Raw genomic sequence first — 14,541 nt, forward strand, 5'->3', positions numbered from 1 at the left:
GCGAAACGCCTTGTTTTCCTGGGGTTTCGGTGCAGCTGGGACACGCGCTGTCACAGCCGACGCGCACGAGCGCAGCCTGTTTGAAGGCTCGGGTGCGCTGTTGACGCGGCGAGGCCTCCGGACCTCAGCGGGCCCGTGGTAGGGTCGCAGCATGCAAGTACGGCTCATCCTGGAACATGACGGGCATGCCATCACCAAGCGTGTGGAGCTCCCGGAGGCGCCCGCGGTCGGCGCGATCGTCATGGCGGAGCGCGAGCGGGAGGTGGTGAGCGTCGAGCACGACGCGGCACGCGGGGAGACGGACGTCTACCTGCGCGAGGACGCGCTCGACCTGAAGATGCAGACCATCCCAGAGGCGCACCTTGCCTACCTTGACCTGATGAAGGGGGATGGGTGGGAGGTAGAGGAAGAGGTCGCGCTCACGACCTGGTTACGGCATCAGATCGCCAGGCAAGACGGGGATGAGCCGGCAGAGCCGAACTGAGCACTGCGAGACGCAGGCAACACGCGGCAGCCGCTGGGCAAGATCGTCAACGGTCGACGCGAAAGTCCTCCGGCATCAGCAGGATGAGCTGGACGCCCTCGATACCCCAGACCGTCGCCGTTGCCCGGATCGCCTCGACGCCGTTGATGCGCAGTGGGACGTCCTTGTCCCGCTCGATAGATGCAGCGACCGTGGGCCACCTGTTCGCTTCGGTTGGCAGGTTAACGAAGTACTGCCCGCGTCCCCGGTCCAAAAACTGAGCCTCGTTCACAGTCTCCCACTCGCCGTCGGCACGCCGCTTGATCTCGATGGTCATCCGTCCACGTTACCACGATGCGGCGACGCACCAGCGCGGGCGCGTCGCCACTACGGTCTAAGCGGTCCGCGGGTGCTCCCATCGCATCGGTGGGACGGGGTGTCCGGGATGCGGGTGGCGCCGATGTGGTTCCTTCACCGCCGCCATCTGTCTGCGGGTCACGAGGACGTCGGTCGTCAAGGTCGCCCAGGGGCGGTTGGTCAAAATTGACCACTACCAGACGTCTGGCTGTCCGTGGCCAGACGTCTGGCTGTCCGTGGCCAGACGTCTGGCTGTCCGTGGCCAGACGTCTGGCTGTCCGTGGCCAGACGTCTGGCTGTCCGTGGCCAGACGTCTGATATCGGTCAATTTCGACCGGCTCCGCGCCGGGTGCTGACTGCTGGGGCCCGCGCCGCGCTGTCCGTTCGCCCGGGGGCGAGCGGCTGATGGAGGATCAGGCACCATCTGCCCAGCCAGGGGCTGCCGTAATCCGATCGGGCGCCGAGAGCCACCTCAGAACACCACGGGCATCGATGGCACCGCTCGCCACGTCATCGACCAGCTTCGCTGCCTCCTTCTGTGTCGCTACGATCCGGATGCCGTTCGCATCCAGGACACGCAACATGGCGCTCCAAGCTACGCGCTTGTTCCCGTCCACGAAGCAGTGGTTCTTGGCGAGGTACACGAGCAGATAGGCGACGGCTACGAGCAGATCTGGCTCCCCGTCCTCCGCCACGTACATCGAAGCGGTTACCGCATTTCCGATGCTTCCTTCAACGCACCCAGCCTTGGGCATCGAGGATTGCTTTCCTCCGTACTCTCGGATAGCGACCTCGTGCAAGTGGAGCACATCTCCAACCTCCACAAACGCCCAGCTCAAATCCTCGCTCATTGGGCAAGGATCCTCATCGTCTCCGCCCAGTTCGTGCGTAGGTGGTCTATTGTGCTCTCGATCGGTACACGGGGCGGCGGGGTCGCCGCGTCCAGGATCCAGACCAGGGACGGCTTCTGCCCGTCCAGGACAGCGGCGACGACGTCCTTGTGACGCAGCAGCAGCGCGCGTTCCACCTGCTCCGATGATGCCGAGCACCGCACCGTACGGCTGTTCGTCCTCAGGGCAACGTGACTCGCGCCCGGGTCGAATCCAACGCCGACGATCCGGCCGACCATCTTGACCAGGCGAGCGGCTTGAACCGGGACTTCTGATAGGGACAGCTCACCGAACTGTACGTCAGCGAGTACGCTCCCGTTCGCCCATGCCGTGTAGCGCTGAGTACGTACGCCGGGCGGCAACGACCGAAGGTACCGGCGAACGGAGGCGTTGGCTGGCCTGCCCTGGCGCTCTGCGTCCAGATCCTGGACCAAACGCTGAACAGTCTGCTCGCCGAGCGTATCGAAACGATGTAGATCCAACTGAGAGCCTGGACGGGCCACACACTCGAAGGTCGGCGCGGCGGATCCTTGCTCGATCGAGGCCAGTTCCAGGTCGAGTAGCTTGGCCTCGGCGGCCAGTCGTCCCCCTCTGTCGCCGTATTCCGTATCATCCAGCGCGGCCGCAAGGATCCCCGACGCGGTCCGCTGAAGTGCGGATAGCAACAGCTTGAGGGGCTCGCCGAAAGCGGACAGGCTCAGTCGATGCTGCGCCAGCCCGGGCTCTTCCCCGTCGAAGGTGACCTTCAGCTTGACGCCCATGGGAGCACGCTGGTGGAGCATGCGGCCGGCGTCAAGCGGGGGCTCGCTCGGACAGGTGTCCTGGGACCCCCTACCCGGCATCCTCCGCCATCCGGAGCCCGGTCGCCTAGCGCGCTGCGTACTTCATGACAAACGAGGGGTACCGATCGCCGACGATCGCGCCCGGCGCGAACGCAGCGTCGAGCTGCGCGAGCTCGTCCGGGGAGATCCGCACGTCGAGCGCCAGGAGGTTCTCGTCGAGCCGCGCGCGCCGGCTGATGCCGACGAGCGGCACGATGTCGTCGCCGCGTGCGCGCAGCCACGCGATGGCCAGCTGGGCTGGCGTGCAGCGCTTCCGGGCGGCCATGGCGACGAGCGGGCGCGCGGCGCGGACGTTCTGCTCCAGTGCCTGTCCTTCCATCCGCGGCGCCACGAAGTGCGCGCCAGGGCTCGGCGCCGTCGCGCCGCTGAGCAGCCCGTCGGCGAGCACGCGGTAGGCGACGATGCCAATCCCGAGCTCGCGCGCGGCCGGCAAGATCTCTGCTTCGATGAAGCGGCACGCGAGCGAGTACTCGATCTCGAGCGCGGTGATGGGGTGCACGGCGTGCGCGCGGCGCAGGAGCTCCACGCCGACCTCGGACACGCCGACGTGACGGACTTTGCCCTCGCGCACGAGGTCGGCGATGGCGCCGATCGTCTCCTCGAAGGGCACGTCGGGATCGGGTCGCCCGGGCTGGTAAAGGTCGATCTCGTCGACGCCGAGGCGCTGGAGCGAGTAGGCCGCGAACGTCTTCACCGTGGCCGGGCGGCCGTCCATCCCGAGGAACTTCCCGCCCGGGGTGCGCAGCATGCCGAACTTCACGCTCACGAAGGCCCGATCGCGCCGGCCTTCGAGGGCGCGTCCGATGAGCGCCTCGTTGTGCCCCATGCCGTAGAAGTCGGCCGTGTTGAGGAGGCTCATCCCGGCGTCGAGCGCCGCCTGGATCGTGGCGACGCTCTCGGCGTCGCTGTCGGCGCTGCGGCTGGGAGACATCCCGCCGCAGCCGAGGCCCAGCGCGCCGACGAGCGGGCCGTTCTTGCCGAGAGGGGCCGTCCCTCCTCTTCGACCTGCTCGCCGAGTCGCAGCGCAACGCCGCGATCGCGGATCGGCTCCAGCGCCACAGCGCCGAGATGAAGCAGCTCCTCGCGAGCGCGGTCGCGCGCGGACAGGCCGCCGGCCTCGTCGACGACACGTTGCCGGCGGCGGCCCTCGCGACCATGCTGCTCGCCGTGCTGGACGGCAGCAAGGCGATCCGGCTACGCGATCCGGCCGTCGACCGCGGCCACGCGCGCGAGATGCTGCTCGCGCTCGTGTCGCGCGTGCTCAGCAACCGACCCACGTCGCCGACCGGAGGCTCCGCGACGGCAGATGATTGACCGCGCTCGTCGCTACGCTCCGGTCCACGTCACGCCGGACTGGGCCGTCGCGTCGCTCCGGAACGAGCCGTCACGTCCGCCGGAATACGCAACCAGATCATCCAGGGCGTCCTCAACGAGGTCTGCGAGTACTTCGACTTCGACGCCGAGGACCGCCCGGCCTGATCGGGTCATGCCTCCTTGCGGCGGTAATGCAGCGCCACCTGGCCGGACTTCAGGCACTTCGTCGAGACGAGCTCGAGGCGCCGCGAGGACTCCAGGCCCTGAAACAAAGTCGGCCCGTGGCCGGCGATGACCGGGTGGACGACGAGACGGTACTCGTCGATCAGCCCCAGCCGATCGAGCGCGGCCGAAAGCGCGGGGCTGCCCACGAGCACGCCTTGCGGGGTCTTCTCCTTCAGCTGCGTCACGGCCTCACGCAAATCACCCTCGAGGCGGAAGGTGTTGTTCCACGGGAAGTCGCGGCGCGAGGCCGAGGCCACATACTTCGGCTTGGCCTCAAGCTTGCGCGCCCAGTCCCGCATCGCGCGTGGCGCGTTCTCGTCGCGCGCCACCGCCGGCCAGGCGCTCTCCATCAGCTCGTAGGTGACGCGCCCCCACAGCATCGCCCCGGCTGCGTCCATCAGCTGCGTGAAGTAGTCGTGCAGCTCATCGTCCGCGATCCCCTCGCGATGGTCGCAGCACCCGTCCAGCGTCACGTTGAGTCCGAAGGTCAAGAGGCCCATGGCGCGAAGATGTACCACGGCGGAGAAGGCGGCGGGAGACTTCCGGTCGCCGGGATTCAGCCGACGCGCTTCGGCTGCGGGATGTTGCGGATGTGGGATCGCGACATCCCGCTCAACATTCAGCAACCGCCAGGGCAGCCACGACGCGACGGGCAAGTGAGCCGCCGGTGCGATGGCGGCAGCACCGGATCGCTTGCCTGACTGTCCGTGGCCAGACGTCTGGCTGTCCGTGGCCAGACGTCTGGCTGTCCGTGGCCAGACGTCTGGCTGTCCTGCCCGAGCGCCTCGGAGCTCGCTAGGCGCTCTCGCTCAACGGGGCCGTGCCTGCGGCATACCCACCGACGAACTCTTGCAGCTTCCGCAGCTGGTACGTCCGCACGAGCCCCCTGAGCTGCTCGAGCCACGGGCCGAGCCGCGGGTCGGCTTCCTCCATCCGCGCCGCCTCCGCCACCACGTTCCGGACACGCCCCGACGCCACCAGCCGCGAGAGAAGGGCAAGCTCCTCGGCCGAAGGCGGCACCAGCGGACCGCTCTCCCGCGCCGCCACGACAGGGGCCTTCTCCTCGGCATGAATCCACTCCACGCCGAGGAAGCGCTGGATCTTGTCGAAGAGCGCGCCCGCTTGCACGGGCTTGTGCACGGAGTCGTTCCAACCGCCCTGGCCGCCCTCCTGCCGTTCGGCCTCGGAGATGTTCGCCGACGAGATCAGGATGACGACCTCGCCGAGCTCGGGCATCTGCCGCAGGCGGCGCGTGGCCTCATGGCCGTCCATCCCCGGCATGACCAGGTCCATCAAGACGAGCGCCGGCCTCCGCTCCCTGGCCAGCCGGAGCGCCCCCTCACCGTCCTCGGCCTCCACGACCTCGAAGCCGATCGGGACCAGCAGATCGCTCACCAGGGCTCGGTTGTGCGGATTGTCATCCACGACGAGGACCGTGCGGCGCTCTCCGCGATACCCGGTGATGGTATGCCACCCGAGGGCCTTCTCGGCGCGCGCGGACGCAGGTGCCTCCGCGAGCGCGAGCGTCACCGTGAAGGCGCTGCCTCGGCCGAGCTCACTCTCGACCTCGATCGTGCCGCCCATCTGGTCGACGATCTTCTTCGTGATGGCCAGGCCCAGCCCGGTGCCGGCGCTCTTCGCCTTGTGATCTCCGAGCTGCTCGAAGGGCTCGAAGATGCGCGAGACGTGCTCCGAGGCGATCCCGGGGCCCGTGTCCTCGATCCGGAACCGCAACGTGCTCCCTTCATCGGAGCCGCGCTTCAGCTCGTCGATGACGAGGGAGACGCTCCCTCGCTCGGTGAACTTGATGGCGTTGCTCAGGAGGTTCAAGAGCACCTGCGTCAGGCGCTTCTCGTCGCCGGAGAACGCAGACGTGGTCACGCCGCGTGTCTCGTGGGTGAACGCGATGCCCTTCTGCTCCGCGCGCACGCGACTCAGATCCACCACCGTGCGCACCATGGTCTGGAGATCGAACTTCTTCGAGGCGAGATCCAGCTTGCCGGCCTCGATCTTCGCGAGGTCCAGCACGTCTTCCAGCAAGGAAAGGAGATGCTCGCCCGATTTCTTGATGACCTGCACCCCATCACGGCTCTTCACGGAGAGCTCGGACGCGCGAGAGAGGACCTGGGCATAACCGAGGATGCCGTTGAGCGGCGTGCGCAGCTCGTGGCTCATGCTCGAGAGGAAATCGCTCTTCGCCCGGTTCGCCCGATCGGCCGCCTCCTTGGCGATCCGGAGCTCGGCCGTGCGCTCCTTGATCTTGGCCTCCAGGTCCCGGTACAGCGTGGCGTTCTCGACGGCAATGGCCGCCTGCGAGGCGAGCACCGACAGGAACTCCACCCGCGCAGGAGGGAACGCCGACGGCACGTCGCGGTGCTCGAGGTAGAGCACGCCCACGAGGTGGCCCCTGTGCGTCAAGGGCAGGGCCAGCAGCGAGCGCACCGCGCGCGACGCGAGGTAAGGGTCGACGGCGAAGCGCGCCTCGCTCGTCGCATCCCCCGTCACCACCGGCTCGCCCGTGCGGGCCGCATACTGCACCATGGTCACCGGCACGTCATGGCTCTGCTCGAGCGGCTCCGACAGCCCCGTCTCGATGCGAGCCCCCTCCACCGACAGCCGCGCCGCGACGGAGAGCGCTTCCCCCTCGCGGAGCACGAGCGCGCCGCGCTGCGCCCCCGCGCTCTCCAGCAGCAGCTCCATCAGCCGGCCCACGACGCGCTCCGGGTCGAGTTCGCTCGAGAGCGCCTGCGCCGCGCGCACCGCGGTGTTCACGTCGAGGCTCGCGCCCGCGGAGGCGCCCGTCGTCGTCGTGGTCCCCGCCGCCGTCATCGTGCGCTCGACAGCCGCCCCTTGCATGGACGCCCTGAGCAACGCAGGGTATCTCGCGTTCAGATGGGCGACCACGTTGACCGCGCCCCAGCGCGCATACGCGTCGCGCGCCTCGCGCAGGTACATGGCGCCGATGTGGCTCTTGCCCGTTTGCAGCCGGAACTCGGCGGCGAGCTGGATCGAGAGAGCCTCGATGTGCAGGAAGCGCTGCTCGCGCGCGTGCTCGATCGCCTCGTCGTACCTGGTGATGGCCTCCTCGGTCTTGCCGAGCACGCGGGCGTGCTCGGCCTCGACGAGGCGCAGCTTGTGGAGGAAGTTCGGCGCGCAGCCTTCGACGAAGTAGCGCATCCGCTCGAGGCCGTGCTCGATGTGCTCCCGCAGCCGCGCCTGCTCCTCGGCGCCGGCGGCGTCATGCCAGCACTTCGCCGCCGAAAGCGCGAGGTAGAAGGCGACGTCCGCCGCCTGCGGCATGCCGAGGATGTCCGCTCGAAACTGGTCTGCCTCCCGCGCCCGCGACAGCGCTCGCTCCCACCTGCCAGTGACACAGAACAGATAGACTTCCAGCGTCCGAGCGAGCCCCCCCGTGAACCCGTCGCCGTCGGCCAGGAGGGAGCGCGAACCCCGCGGCAGCGGCTCGTCGTTCAGGAGCTTCGGGGCGCCGTCCGGGGTCATCAGCACGTCACAATAGGACGCGACCGCCTCGAAGTGGTGCCTCCCCACGGCGTCCCCCGCGCGCTGCACGAGATCCCAGCGAGCCTTGATGTGCGCGTCGAGCTGGCCGAGCTGCATGCCGCGCCAGACGCGGTAATATAACAGATCGGACAGGAGGCCCCAGCTCGTGCCCGTGAACGAGCCGATCTTCAGGCCGGCCGCGATGGCTTGCTCATAGAAGATGGCCGTCTCGTCGACAGGCCTGGAATAGACCAGGTAGATGCCATGGAGCACCAGGCACTCGGGGAGCATCGGGGACCCCACGCGCTCTGCAGCGCGTACCCCGGGCTCGGTCCAGCGCAAGGCGCGGCGATACATGCCCGTGGCCACCGACCACACATTGGAGAAGCTGCTGATCATGAGGGCGGCAGCCGGCGTGAGGGCCCCCCGTCGCACCGCCTCGGAGACGATGCGAACGATGATGAGCGTGTAGAGCATCGGCCGGCCGCCGTAGATGGAGCAGAGCTGCGTCCGCGTCATCAGGTCGTCGATGAGCCGGTGCTCCGGGGACTGATCGGGCGGCATCCGATCGAACGCGCCGAGGTCCTGCTCCAGCCATCGATCCAGCGCGGCGGACTCCTCGACGAGCGCCGGCTGACACGCTTCGTCCGTGCCGGGGAAGGTGAAGCCCCGCTCCGCGAGCGCCGCGATGCCAAGCCCGATCCCCCGCGCGTACTGGCCCGCCGCCAGGCAGCAGCGGACGCGGATCTCCTGCGCCGACAGCCAGGGCACCACCCCGAGAGGCCTCGCGAGCAAGTCGAGCGCGCGGGCCTCGACGTCGTCGAACTCTCGCAACAGATACGCCGCCTCCAGGTGCTCCAGCGCGATCTCCACCGACAGCGCGAGCTCCTCGCTATTGGCTCGCTCGCCGAGGAGCGCCCGCGCGTTCTCCAGCAGGCTGGCCATCAGCCGGTGAGAGCTCGCGGCCTTCGCGACGCGAGCGGCCTCCAGGTTCAGCCGCGCGACGTCATTGCGCTCCTCCGCGGACGTGAGCCGCGCCGAGCCCTGGTTCATGTGCCGCGCGAGCTCCAGGAGCTGCTGCGCCGTGCCCCCTTCTGCTCGATACCGCTCCCAGAGCCGCCGGCCGATCTCGAGGTGCGCGAGGACGCGCTGCTCCGGCGAGATGCGCTCGTAGCTCGCCTGCTGCACGCGATCGTGCAAGAACCGGTACGTGGCGTCCAGCGCTCCGTCGCCAACCCCCCCGAGCGCCTGCGCGGGGCGATACGCCCCGTCGACCGGCACGACCAGCTCCTCCTCCAGCGCCGGCCATAACGCCTCCGTCACCCGGGCGCACGGCCACCCGCTCAATCGCTCGAGATCGTGGAGGTGGAACGTGTGCCCCGCGCACGCCGCGAGCCCCATGAGCTGCTGCGTGGCGTCCGGCATGTCTCGCACTTTGTCCGTCAGCAGCGCCACCACGTTGTCGGTGATCTGCGCTCGCTCCAGATCCGCCTGGTTCCAGCGCCAGTCCCCGCTCTCCGCGTCCCTCACCAGCAGCTCCTGCCGGTGCAGGGAGAGCAGCAGCTGCTCCAGGAAGAACGGGTTTCCGCGGGTCTTTTGCCACTGCACACGCGCGAGCGGCTCCACGCGCCTCGGCTCGCTCTCGAGCGTGCGCGAGACCCACTTTTGCACCTGCTCTTCCGACAGGGGGCCCACCGTGAGCCTCGATACCCTGGCCTCGCTCGCCTCCACCGCCTCGACGAGCTTCCACAGCGGGTGCTCGGGCGGCGTCTCGTTGTCACGGTAGGCCGCGATCACCAGCAGCGATCTCCGCTCCACGTCCGTCAGCAGCGTCTGCAGGATGATCAGCGTGGCGCTGTCTGCCCACTGCATGTCGTCCAGGAACATGACGAGCGGCGGGTTCGGCGCCGTGACGGTGCGAACGAAGTTCAGCCACGTCAGCTTCTGCCGGTTGAGCACCTGCTCGCCGTCCACCGGCGGCACGGGCGGCAGCTTGCCCATGACGAGGTCGAGCTCCGGCACCACGTCGGCGATCAGCCGCGCGTTGTCCCCGACCTCGCTCCGGATCCGATCCTGCCAGGTCTCCAGGACCGCCTTCGGGCTCGAGAGCCATTGACGCATCAGCCCCCCGAACGCCTGCGCCATCGCGGCGTACGGCGTCGACCGCGCGAGCTGGTCGTGTTTGCCCGCGACCAGGAGGCCGCGCCCCGCCTTCGCGATGTCGTGGTAGACCGTGCGCACCAGCGCCGTCTTGCCGATGCCCGACGGTCCGCCGACGAGCAAGAGCTCCGCCGCGCCCCGCTCGGCGCGGGCGAACGACTCGCCTACCCGCTCGACGTCCTGCTCCCGCCCCACGAGCACCTGCGGCAACCGCAGCTTCCGTGAGAAGTCCTTCTTTCCAAGCGAGAAGGACTCCACCGTTCCACGCTCGTCGAGCGCGCGGAGCGCCTTCTCCAGGTCCTCCGCCGCGCCTCTGGCTGTCTGGTACCGCCGCTCGGGATCCTTCGCCAGGAGCTTCGACACGATCGCCGACACGGCGGCTGGCACCTCCGGCGCGATCGTGTCGAGCGGAGGCGGCTTCTTGGCGAGGTGCGCGTGCACCAGCGAGAGCGGATCGCGGTCCGTGAAGGGCCGCCGCCCGGACAGCGCCTCGAAGAGCGTCACGCCCAGCGAGTAGAGATCCGTGCGCGTGTCGAGCGCGCGCGCCGTGCGCCCGGTCTGCTCTGGCGAGATGTACGCCAGGGTCCCCTCCAGCGCTTCGGGAATGCTGGCCTCGGTCGCTTCCTGGGACAGGAGCGAGGCGATGCCGAAGTCGAGCAGGGTGACCTGCTCGCACGTCTCATCCACGAGCAGGTTCTGCGGCTTGATGTCCTTGTGCATCACACCGGCGGCGTGCACGCCCTCCAGCACCCGCGCGAGGTGGCGCCCGAGCCGCAGCCCGGCCGCTACAGGCAAACGCCCCTGCCTGGCGAGCACCTGATCGAGCGAGCTCCCTCCAGGGTTCTCGAGCACCAGCGCCGCCGTGCCGTTCCGCTGCTCGAACGCGTGCACGCGCGCGACGCCGGGCACAGCCGCGAGCTGCCGGAGCACCTGATGCTCGTGGACCAGCCGCCCCATGACCCGCGGGCTCGGCACCTCGGCGAGCGGGAGCTTGATCGCCACCTGCGCGCCCGAGGGGAGGTGCACCGCGCGATACACGCGCGTCTCGCTTCCCTCGTAAGCGATGTCCCCGAGCGCATACCCCATCAGTTCCATTCCCGGCTCCCTCCCGTGCATCGGCACCGAGGTACGATAGCCGAGCGTGCGCTAAACTAGCCTGGACGGGGCAACACAAGTCAATGCAATTGTGAACGATGCTTCGCGACGGCCACATCCGCCCACTCTGCGCACGTGTGCCACGCGCGCAGAGTGGGCGAAGCGCGCGGAACGGGTGAAGTGCGCAGGCACACAGGCATACACCGTTTCCAGGTGGCGACCGGCGTTGCGCAGGCCACACACGTTCACACACAGTTAGTTTGATGTGCCCGGGCACATCGCACCGTCGCAGCCGCGCTCGCTTTCCGGAGCGATGCTGCATACTTGTCCCTTTACAGTCGACACGCCCCTTGATAGGGTCCACGCTGCGTTTTCGGGCACTGGATGGACGATTTGACGCAATTCAATGGCCTCGTCGTCGCTGTCGACGACAACCCCGTCAACCTCGATACGCTCCTCGAAGCACTGTCGGGCGAGCACCTGGACCTCGCCGTCGCCACGGATGGCAGCATGGCGATGAGCTTGATCGAGCGCGAGCAGCCGGATCTCGTCCTCCTCGACGTCATGTTGCCAGATATCGATGGTTTCGAGGTGTGCAGGCGCCTGAAGGCCAACGCACAGACCACCGACACTCAGATCGTCTTCATGACCGCCTTGAACAACCGGGAGCACCGGTTGGAGGGCTTGAAGGCGGGCGCGGTGGACTATATCAGCAAGCCCTTCGATACCGAGGAGCTCCTCGCGCGCATACGGCCGCATATCGCCGTCCGGCGCATGACGCGAGCTCTGCAGGAGAAGAACGCGAGCCTGGAGTCGGAGGTGCGGCAGCGCGTCGCCGTCGAGGCCGCGCGCGAGGCGCTCCTCCTCGAGCTCATGGCCCGCACCGACGAGCTGCGCGAGGCCAAGGAGGGGCTCGAGCGCGAGCTCGCCGAGAAGGGGCTCGCGAACGCGGAGAAGACCGCGCTGCACGAGCAGATCATCGCCGCCCAGCGCAGCCGGCTCCTCGAGCTGTCCACGCCGCTCATTCCGATCACGGATCGCATCCTGGTCATGCCGCTCATCGGGACGATGGACAGCGACCGGGCTCAGCAGGCCATCCACGCGATGCTCCACGGCGCCAGCAGCCGAACCGCAGAGTTCGTCATCCTCGATATCACGGGCCTCAAACGTGTGGACGAGAGCGTCGCCACCATGCTCCTCGCCGCCGCCAGAGGCCTGCGTCTCCTGGGGACTCGCACGCTGATCACCGGGATAGGCCCGGAGGTGGCCCGGACGCTCGTGCAGCTCGACGCGCCCCTGCAAGGCATCGTCACGAAGGCCACGCTCCAGGACGGCATCGCCGTCGCGATGCAGGCCTCCCGTTACCGAGGATAGGGCTCCTGCTCGCGCGCGCGGGCCGCGCGGGTCGCGCGCCGCCGTCCGCCTCGCCCGTGTCAGGGCGCAGACGGACGACATGGCCGTCAGCAGCCTCTTCCGCGGCTCGTGACGGAGGTGGGCGCGAGCGAGGCAAGGCACCCGGGTTGACGGTCAGCGCCCGGAAGGGCAAGGGATCCACGTCAGCGCCCGGAAGGGCAAGGGATCCACGTCAGCGCCCGGAAGGGCAAGGGAGAGCCGATGAAGCGACACGTGTTGATCACCGGGGCGAGCATCGCGGGTCCTGCCCTGGCCTGGTGGCTGGACCGCCATGGCATGGCGGTGACGGTGGTGGAGCGCGCCCCGAGCTTCCGGGACGGCGGGCAGAACATCGACGTGCGCGGCGCCGGCCGGACGGTGGTCCAGCGCATGGGGCTCGAGGACGCGATCCGCCAGCGGACGACGCACGAGGAGGCGATCGCCTTCGTGGACGAGCGGAACAACGTGCGGGCCAGGATCGGCGCCGAGCAGTTCAGAGGCAACGGTCCTGTCGCCGAGCTCGAGATCCTGCGCGGCGAGCTCGCGCGCCTGCTGCTCGATCACAGCCGCGGCTCGGCCGAGTATCGCTTCGGCGACAGGATCGCCGCCCTCCGCGACCGCGGCGACAAGGTCGAGGTCCGCTTCGAGCGCGGCGACGAGCGCGAGTACGACCTGGTCATCGTCGCGGAGGGGATCGGCTCGTCCACGCGCGCAATGCAGTTCGGGGACGAGGTCAAGCGCGTTCCGCTCGATCTGTACATCGCCTACTTCGCCATGCCGCGCGGCGAGAACGACGGCAACGTCTCGCGCTGGTTCAACGCGCCGGGCGGCCGCAGCGTCTTCCTGCGGCCGGACAACCTCGGCACGACGCGCGCCGCCCTGTCGCTGCAGGAGAAGCCTCGAGGGTACGAGAAGCTGTCGCAGGACGAGCAGAAGGCGCTCTTGAAGGAGAGGTTCGCGGACGCCGGCTGGGAGACGCCGCGCGTGCTCGCCGCGCTCGACGACGCGAAGGACTTCTACTTCGAGTCGATCGGTCAGGTGAAGATGGCTCGCTGGTCCAAGGGCCGCGTCGCGCTGGTCGGGGACGCCGCCTACTGCGCCTCGCCGGTCAGCGGCATGGGCACGAGCCTCGCGCTCGTCGGCGCCTATGTGCTCGCCGGCGAGCTGGCGAGGAGCGACGATCACGCGATGGCGTTCGCCGCCTACGAGCGCGTCATGCGCCCTTATGTAGACCAGGCCCAGGACGTGCCGAAGGCGGGGACGCGCATCGCGCAGCCGCAGACCCGGACCGGAATCGCCCTCCAGCAGGCCGCCCTGAGCCTCGCGACCCGGCCCGTGTTCAGCTGGCTCGCCGGCAGGCTGCTGTCGCCCCCCGCCGACAAGATCGACCTCCCGGACTACGGCAAGAGCGCGTCGAGCGCTCCGTCCGCTGGCTGATCAGGAGAACATCACGGCGCAGCTCCCCCGGGACGCGGCGCCGTGAGGCGTTCGAGAGGGCGTGTCGCGCTCACGGCGCGGCGGGCGTCAGAGGCACTCGACGAGGCCGTCGTAGAGCGACCTGTCCGTCCCCGGGAGCGCGGCGTCGATGGCCCGACCTGCCGGCGCCGAGAGCGCCTCGACGAGGTCGACCACGGCGGTCTCCGGGGCGACGGGCATCTCGCAGACGAAGAGCCTGGCGTCGACCTCCACGTCGCCCGAATTGGGCAGGATCTCCTCGTTGCTCGCGGCGAGGACCCAGACGCAGCTGCCTATCGTCCCGGCGCGCTCCTCGACGGAGCAACGGAATCGAAGCGACATGTAATTGCTGTAGTCGCCCTCGCAGAACGTGTCGCCGCACACGAGGTCGAAGTCGTCGTTCAGATCGCGAAGCAGCCCGTACCAGGCGTCGATCTCGGCCGGGCTCGTGAAGTACGATCCGGCGTCGACGAAGCGCTGCGCGCCGGTCGAGCCGGCCGGAGCCCCTGTGTCTTCGCGCTGCGGAGCGGCGCTATCCGGCGGCTCCGGGGCGGCGCCTTGCGCGGTGGAGCAGGCGAGCGCGAGGACGGGGAGAAGCATGGACATGGTGTGATGAGCCGACATGAGTGCCTCCATCCGAGCGCGACGCGCGGCGCCGGCTCGGGCTAGCACGCCGCTTCCGGGCCTCCGCGCTGCCCCGCAACGGCGAGCTCAGCGCGAGAGGTCGGACCTCGCGGCGTTCCGGTGGCGCTCATTGCGAGCGGCGTGCCGCGGTGTTTTTGCCGGATCTCGTGGCCCTCTCCGCGCTCGGGACCTGGCGGCCGCCAGGGACGCCGCCAGGTCCGCC

11 protein-coding genes are annotated in these 14,541 nt (G+C 69.0%); 4 read left to right on the forward strand and 7 right to left on the reverse strand.

Features of this window, described 5'->3' with window-relative positions; translation table 11 throughout:
- Nucleotides 1-151: 151 nt before the first annotated feature.
- A complete protein-coding gene (locus WME85_RS39960) occupies nucleotides 152-484 on the forward strand; it encodes a hypothetical protein (RefSeq protein WP_437828818.1) in 333 nt (110 codons plus the stop codon).
- A gap of 46 nt (nucleotides 485-530) precedes the next feature.
- Here WME85_RS39960 and WME85_RS39965 read toward each other — a convergent pair whose 3' ends face one another.
- The 4 genes from WME85_RS39965 to WME85_RS39980 form a co-directional block, all read right to left on the reverse strand.
- Nucleotides 531-800 (reverse strand): hypothetical protein, encoded by a 270-nt coding sequence (locus WME85_RS39965; RefSeq protein WP_437828820.1) that lies wholly within the window; start codon nucleotides 798-800, stop codon nucleotides 531-533.
- A gap of 433 nt (nucleotides 801-1,233) precedes the next feature.
- Nucleotides 1,234-1,671, reverse strand: a complete 438-nt coding sequence (locus WME85_RS39970) for a type II toxin-antitoxin system death-on-curing family toxin (protein WP_437828822.1) — start codon at nucleotides 1,669-1,671, stop codon at nucleotides 1,234-1,236.
- A complete protein-coding gene (locus WME85_RS39975; protein ID WP_437828824.1) occupies nucleotides 1,668-2,471 on the reverse strand; it encodes a hypothetical protein in 804 nt (267 codons plus the stop codon). The genes WME85_RS39970 and WME85_RS39975 overlap by 4 nt, the downstream gene beginning before the upstream one ends.
- A 106-nt stretch (nucleotides 2,472-2,577) precedes the next feature.
- Nucleotides 2,578-3,504, reverse strand: a complete 927-nt coding sequence (locus WME85_RS39980) for an aldo/keto reductase (protein ID WP_437842481.1) — start codon at nucleotides 3,502-3,504, stop codon at nucleotides 2,578-2,580.
- An 83-nt stretch (nucleotides 3,505-3,587) separates the two neighbouring features.
- Here WME85_RS39980 and WME85_RS39985 point away from each other — a divergent pair, with 83 nt between their 5' ends.
- On the forward strand, nucleotides 3,588-3,866 hold the full coding sequence (locus WME85_RS39985) for a hypothetical protein (protein WP_437842483.1): 279 nt from the start codon (nucleotides 3,588-3,590) through the stop codon (nucleotides 3,864-3,866).
- 170 nt (nucleotides 3,867-4,036) lie between these two features.
- Here the strand turns inward: WME85_RS39985 and WME85_RS39990 are convergent, their stop codons facing one another.
- Both WME85_RS39990 and WME85_RS39995 read right to left on the reverse strand, forming a co-directional pair.
- Entirely contained in the window at nucleotides 4,037-4,591 is a 555-nt protein-coding gene (locus WME85_RS39990) for a dihydrofolate reductase family protein (protein WP_437842486.1), read from the reverse strand.
- 295 nt (nucleotides 4,592-4,886) lie between these two features.
- Complete coding sequence (locus WME85_RS39995; RefSeq protein WP_437828827.1) at nucleotides 4,887-10,847, reverse strand: protein kinase domain-containing protein; 5,961 nt, start codon at nucleotides 10,845-10,847, stop codon at nucleotides 4,887-4,889.
- A 393-nt stretch (nucleotides 10,848-11,240) separates the two neighbouring features.
- On the opposite strand from WME85_RS39995, the gene WME85_RS40000 reads away from it, so the two are divergent.
- Together WME85_RS40000 and WME85_RS40005 are read left to right on the forward strand one after the other, a co-directional pair.
- Entirely contained in the window at nucleotides 11,241-12,221 is a 981-nt protein-coding gene (locus WME85_RS40000; protein WP_437828829.1) for a response regulator, read from the forward strand.
- A 240-nt stretch (nucleotides 12,222-12,461) separates the two neighbouring features.
- Complete coding sequence (locus tag WME85_RS40005) at nucleotides 12,462-13,676, forward strand: FAD-dependent monooxygenase (RefSeq protein WP_437828831.1); 1,215 nt, start codon at nucleotides 12,462-12,464, stop codon at nucleotides 13,674-13,676.
- Between the two features lie 87 nt (nucleotides 13,677-13,763).
- Here the strand turns inward: WME85_RS40005 and WME85_RS40010 are convergent, their stop codons facing one another.
- The gene (locus tag WME85_RS40010) at nucleotides 13,764-14,300 is read right to left on the reverse strand and encodes a hypothetical protein (protein WP_437828833.1); all 537 of its coding nucleotides are present in this window, start codon (nucleotides 14,298-14,300) and stop codon (nucleotides 13,764-13,766) included.
- Between the last annotated feature and the right edge of the window lie 241 nt (nucleotides 14,301-14,541).

It is taken from the genome of Sorangium sp. So ce1153 (genome assembly GCF_051521595.1).
Lineage (GTDB): Bacteria > Myxococcota_A > Polyangia > Polyangiales > Polyangiaceae > Sorangium.

Excerpts from the sequence above, each read along its gene's own strand:
- WME85_RS39960 (WP_437828818.1), top strand. The coding sequence starts at position 152 with ATGCAAGTACGGCTCATCCTGGAACATGACGGGCATGCCATCACCAAG.
- WME85_RS39965 (WP_437828820.1), bottom strand. The coding sequence starts at position 800 with ATGACCATCGAGATCAAGCGGCGTGCCGACGGCGAGTGGGAGACTGTG.
- WME85_RS39970 (WP_437828822.1), bottom strand. The coding sequence starts at position 1,671 with ATGAGCGAGGATTTGAGCTGGGCGTTTGTGGAGGTTGGAGATGTGCTC.
- WME85_RS39975 (WP_437828824.1), bottom strand. The coding sequence starts at position 2,471 with ATGGGCGTCAAGCTGAAGGTCACCTTCGACGGGGAAGAGCCCGGGCTG.
- WME85_RS39990 (WP_437842486.1), bottom strand. The coding sequence starts at position 4,591 with ATGGGCCTCTTGACCTTCGGACTCAACGTGACGCTGGACGGGTGCTGC.
- WME85_RS39995 (WP_437828827.1), bottom strand. The coding sequence starts at position 10,847 with ATGGAACTGATGGGGTATGCGCTCGGGGACATCGCTTACGAGGGAAGC.
- WME85_RS40005 (WP_437828831.1), top strand. The coding sequence starts at position 12,462 with ATGAAGCGACACGTGTTGATCACCGGGGCGAGCATCGCGGGTCCTGCC.
- WME85_RS40010 (WP_437828833.1), bottom strand. The coding sequence starts at position 14,300 with ATGTCCATGCTTCTCCCCGTCCTCGCGCTCGCCTGCTCCACCGCGCAA.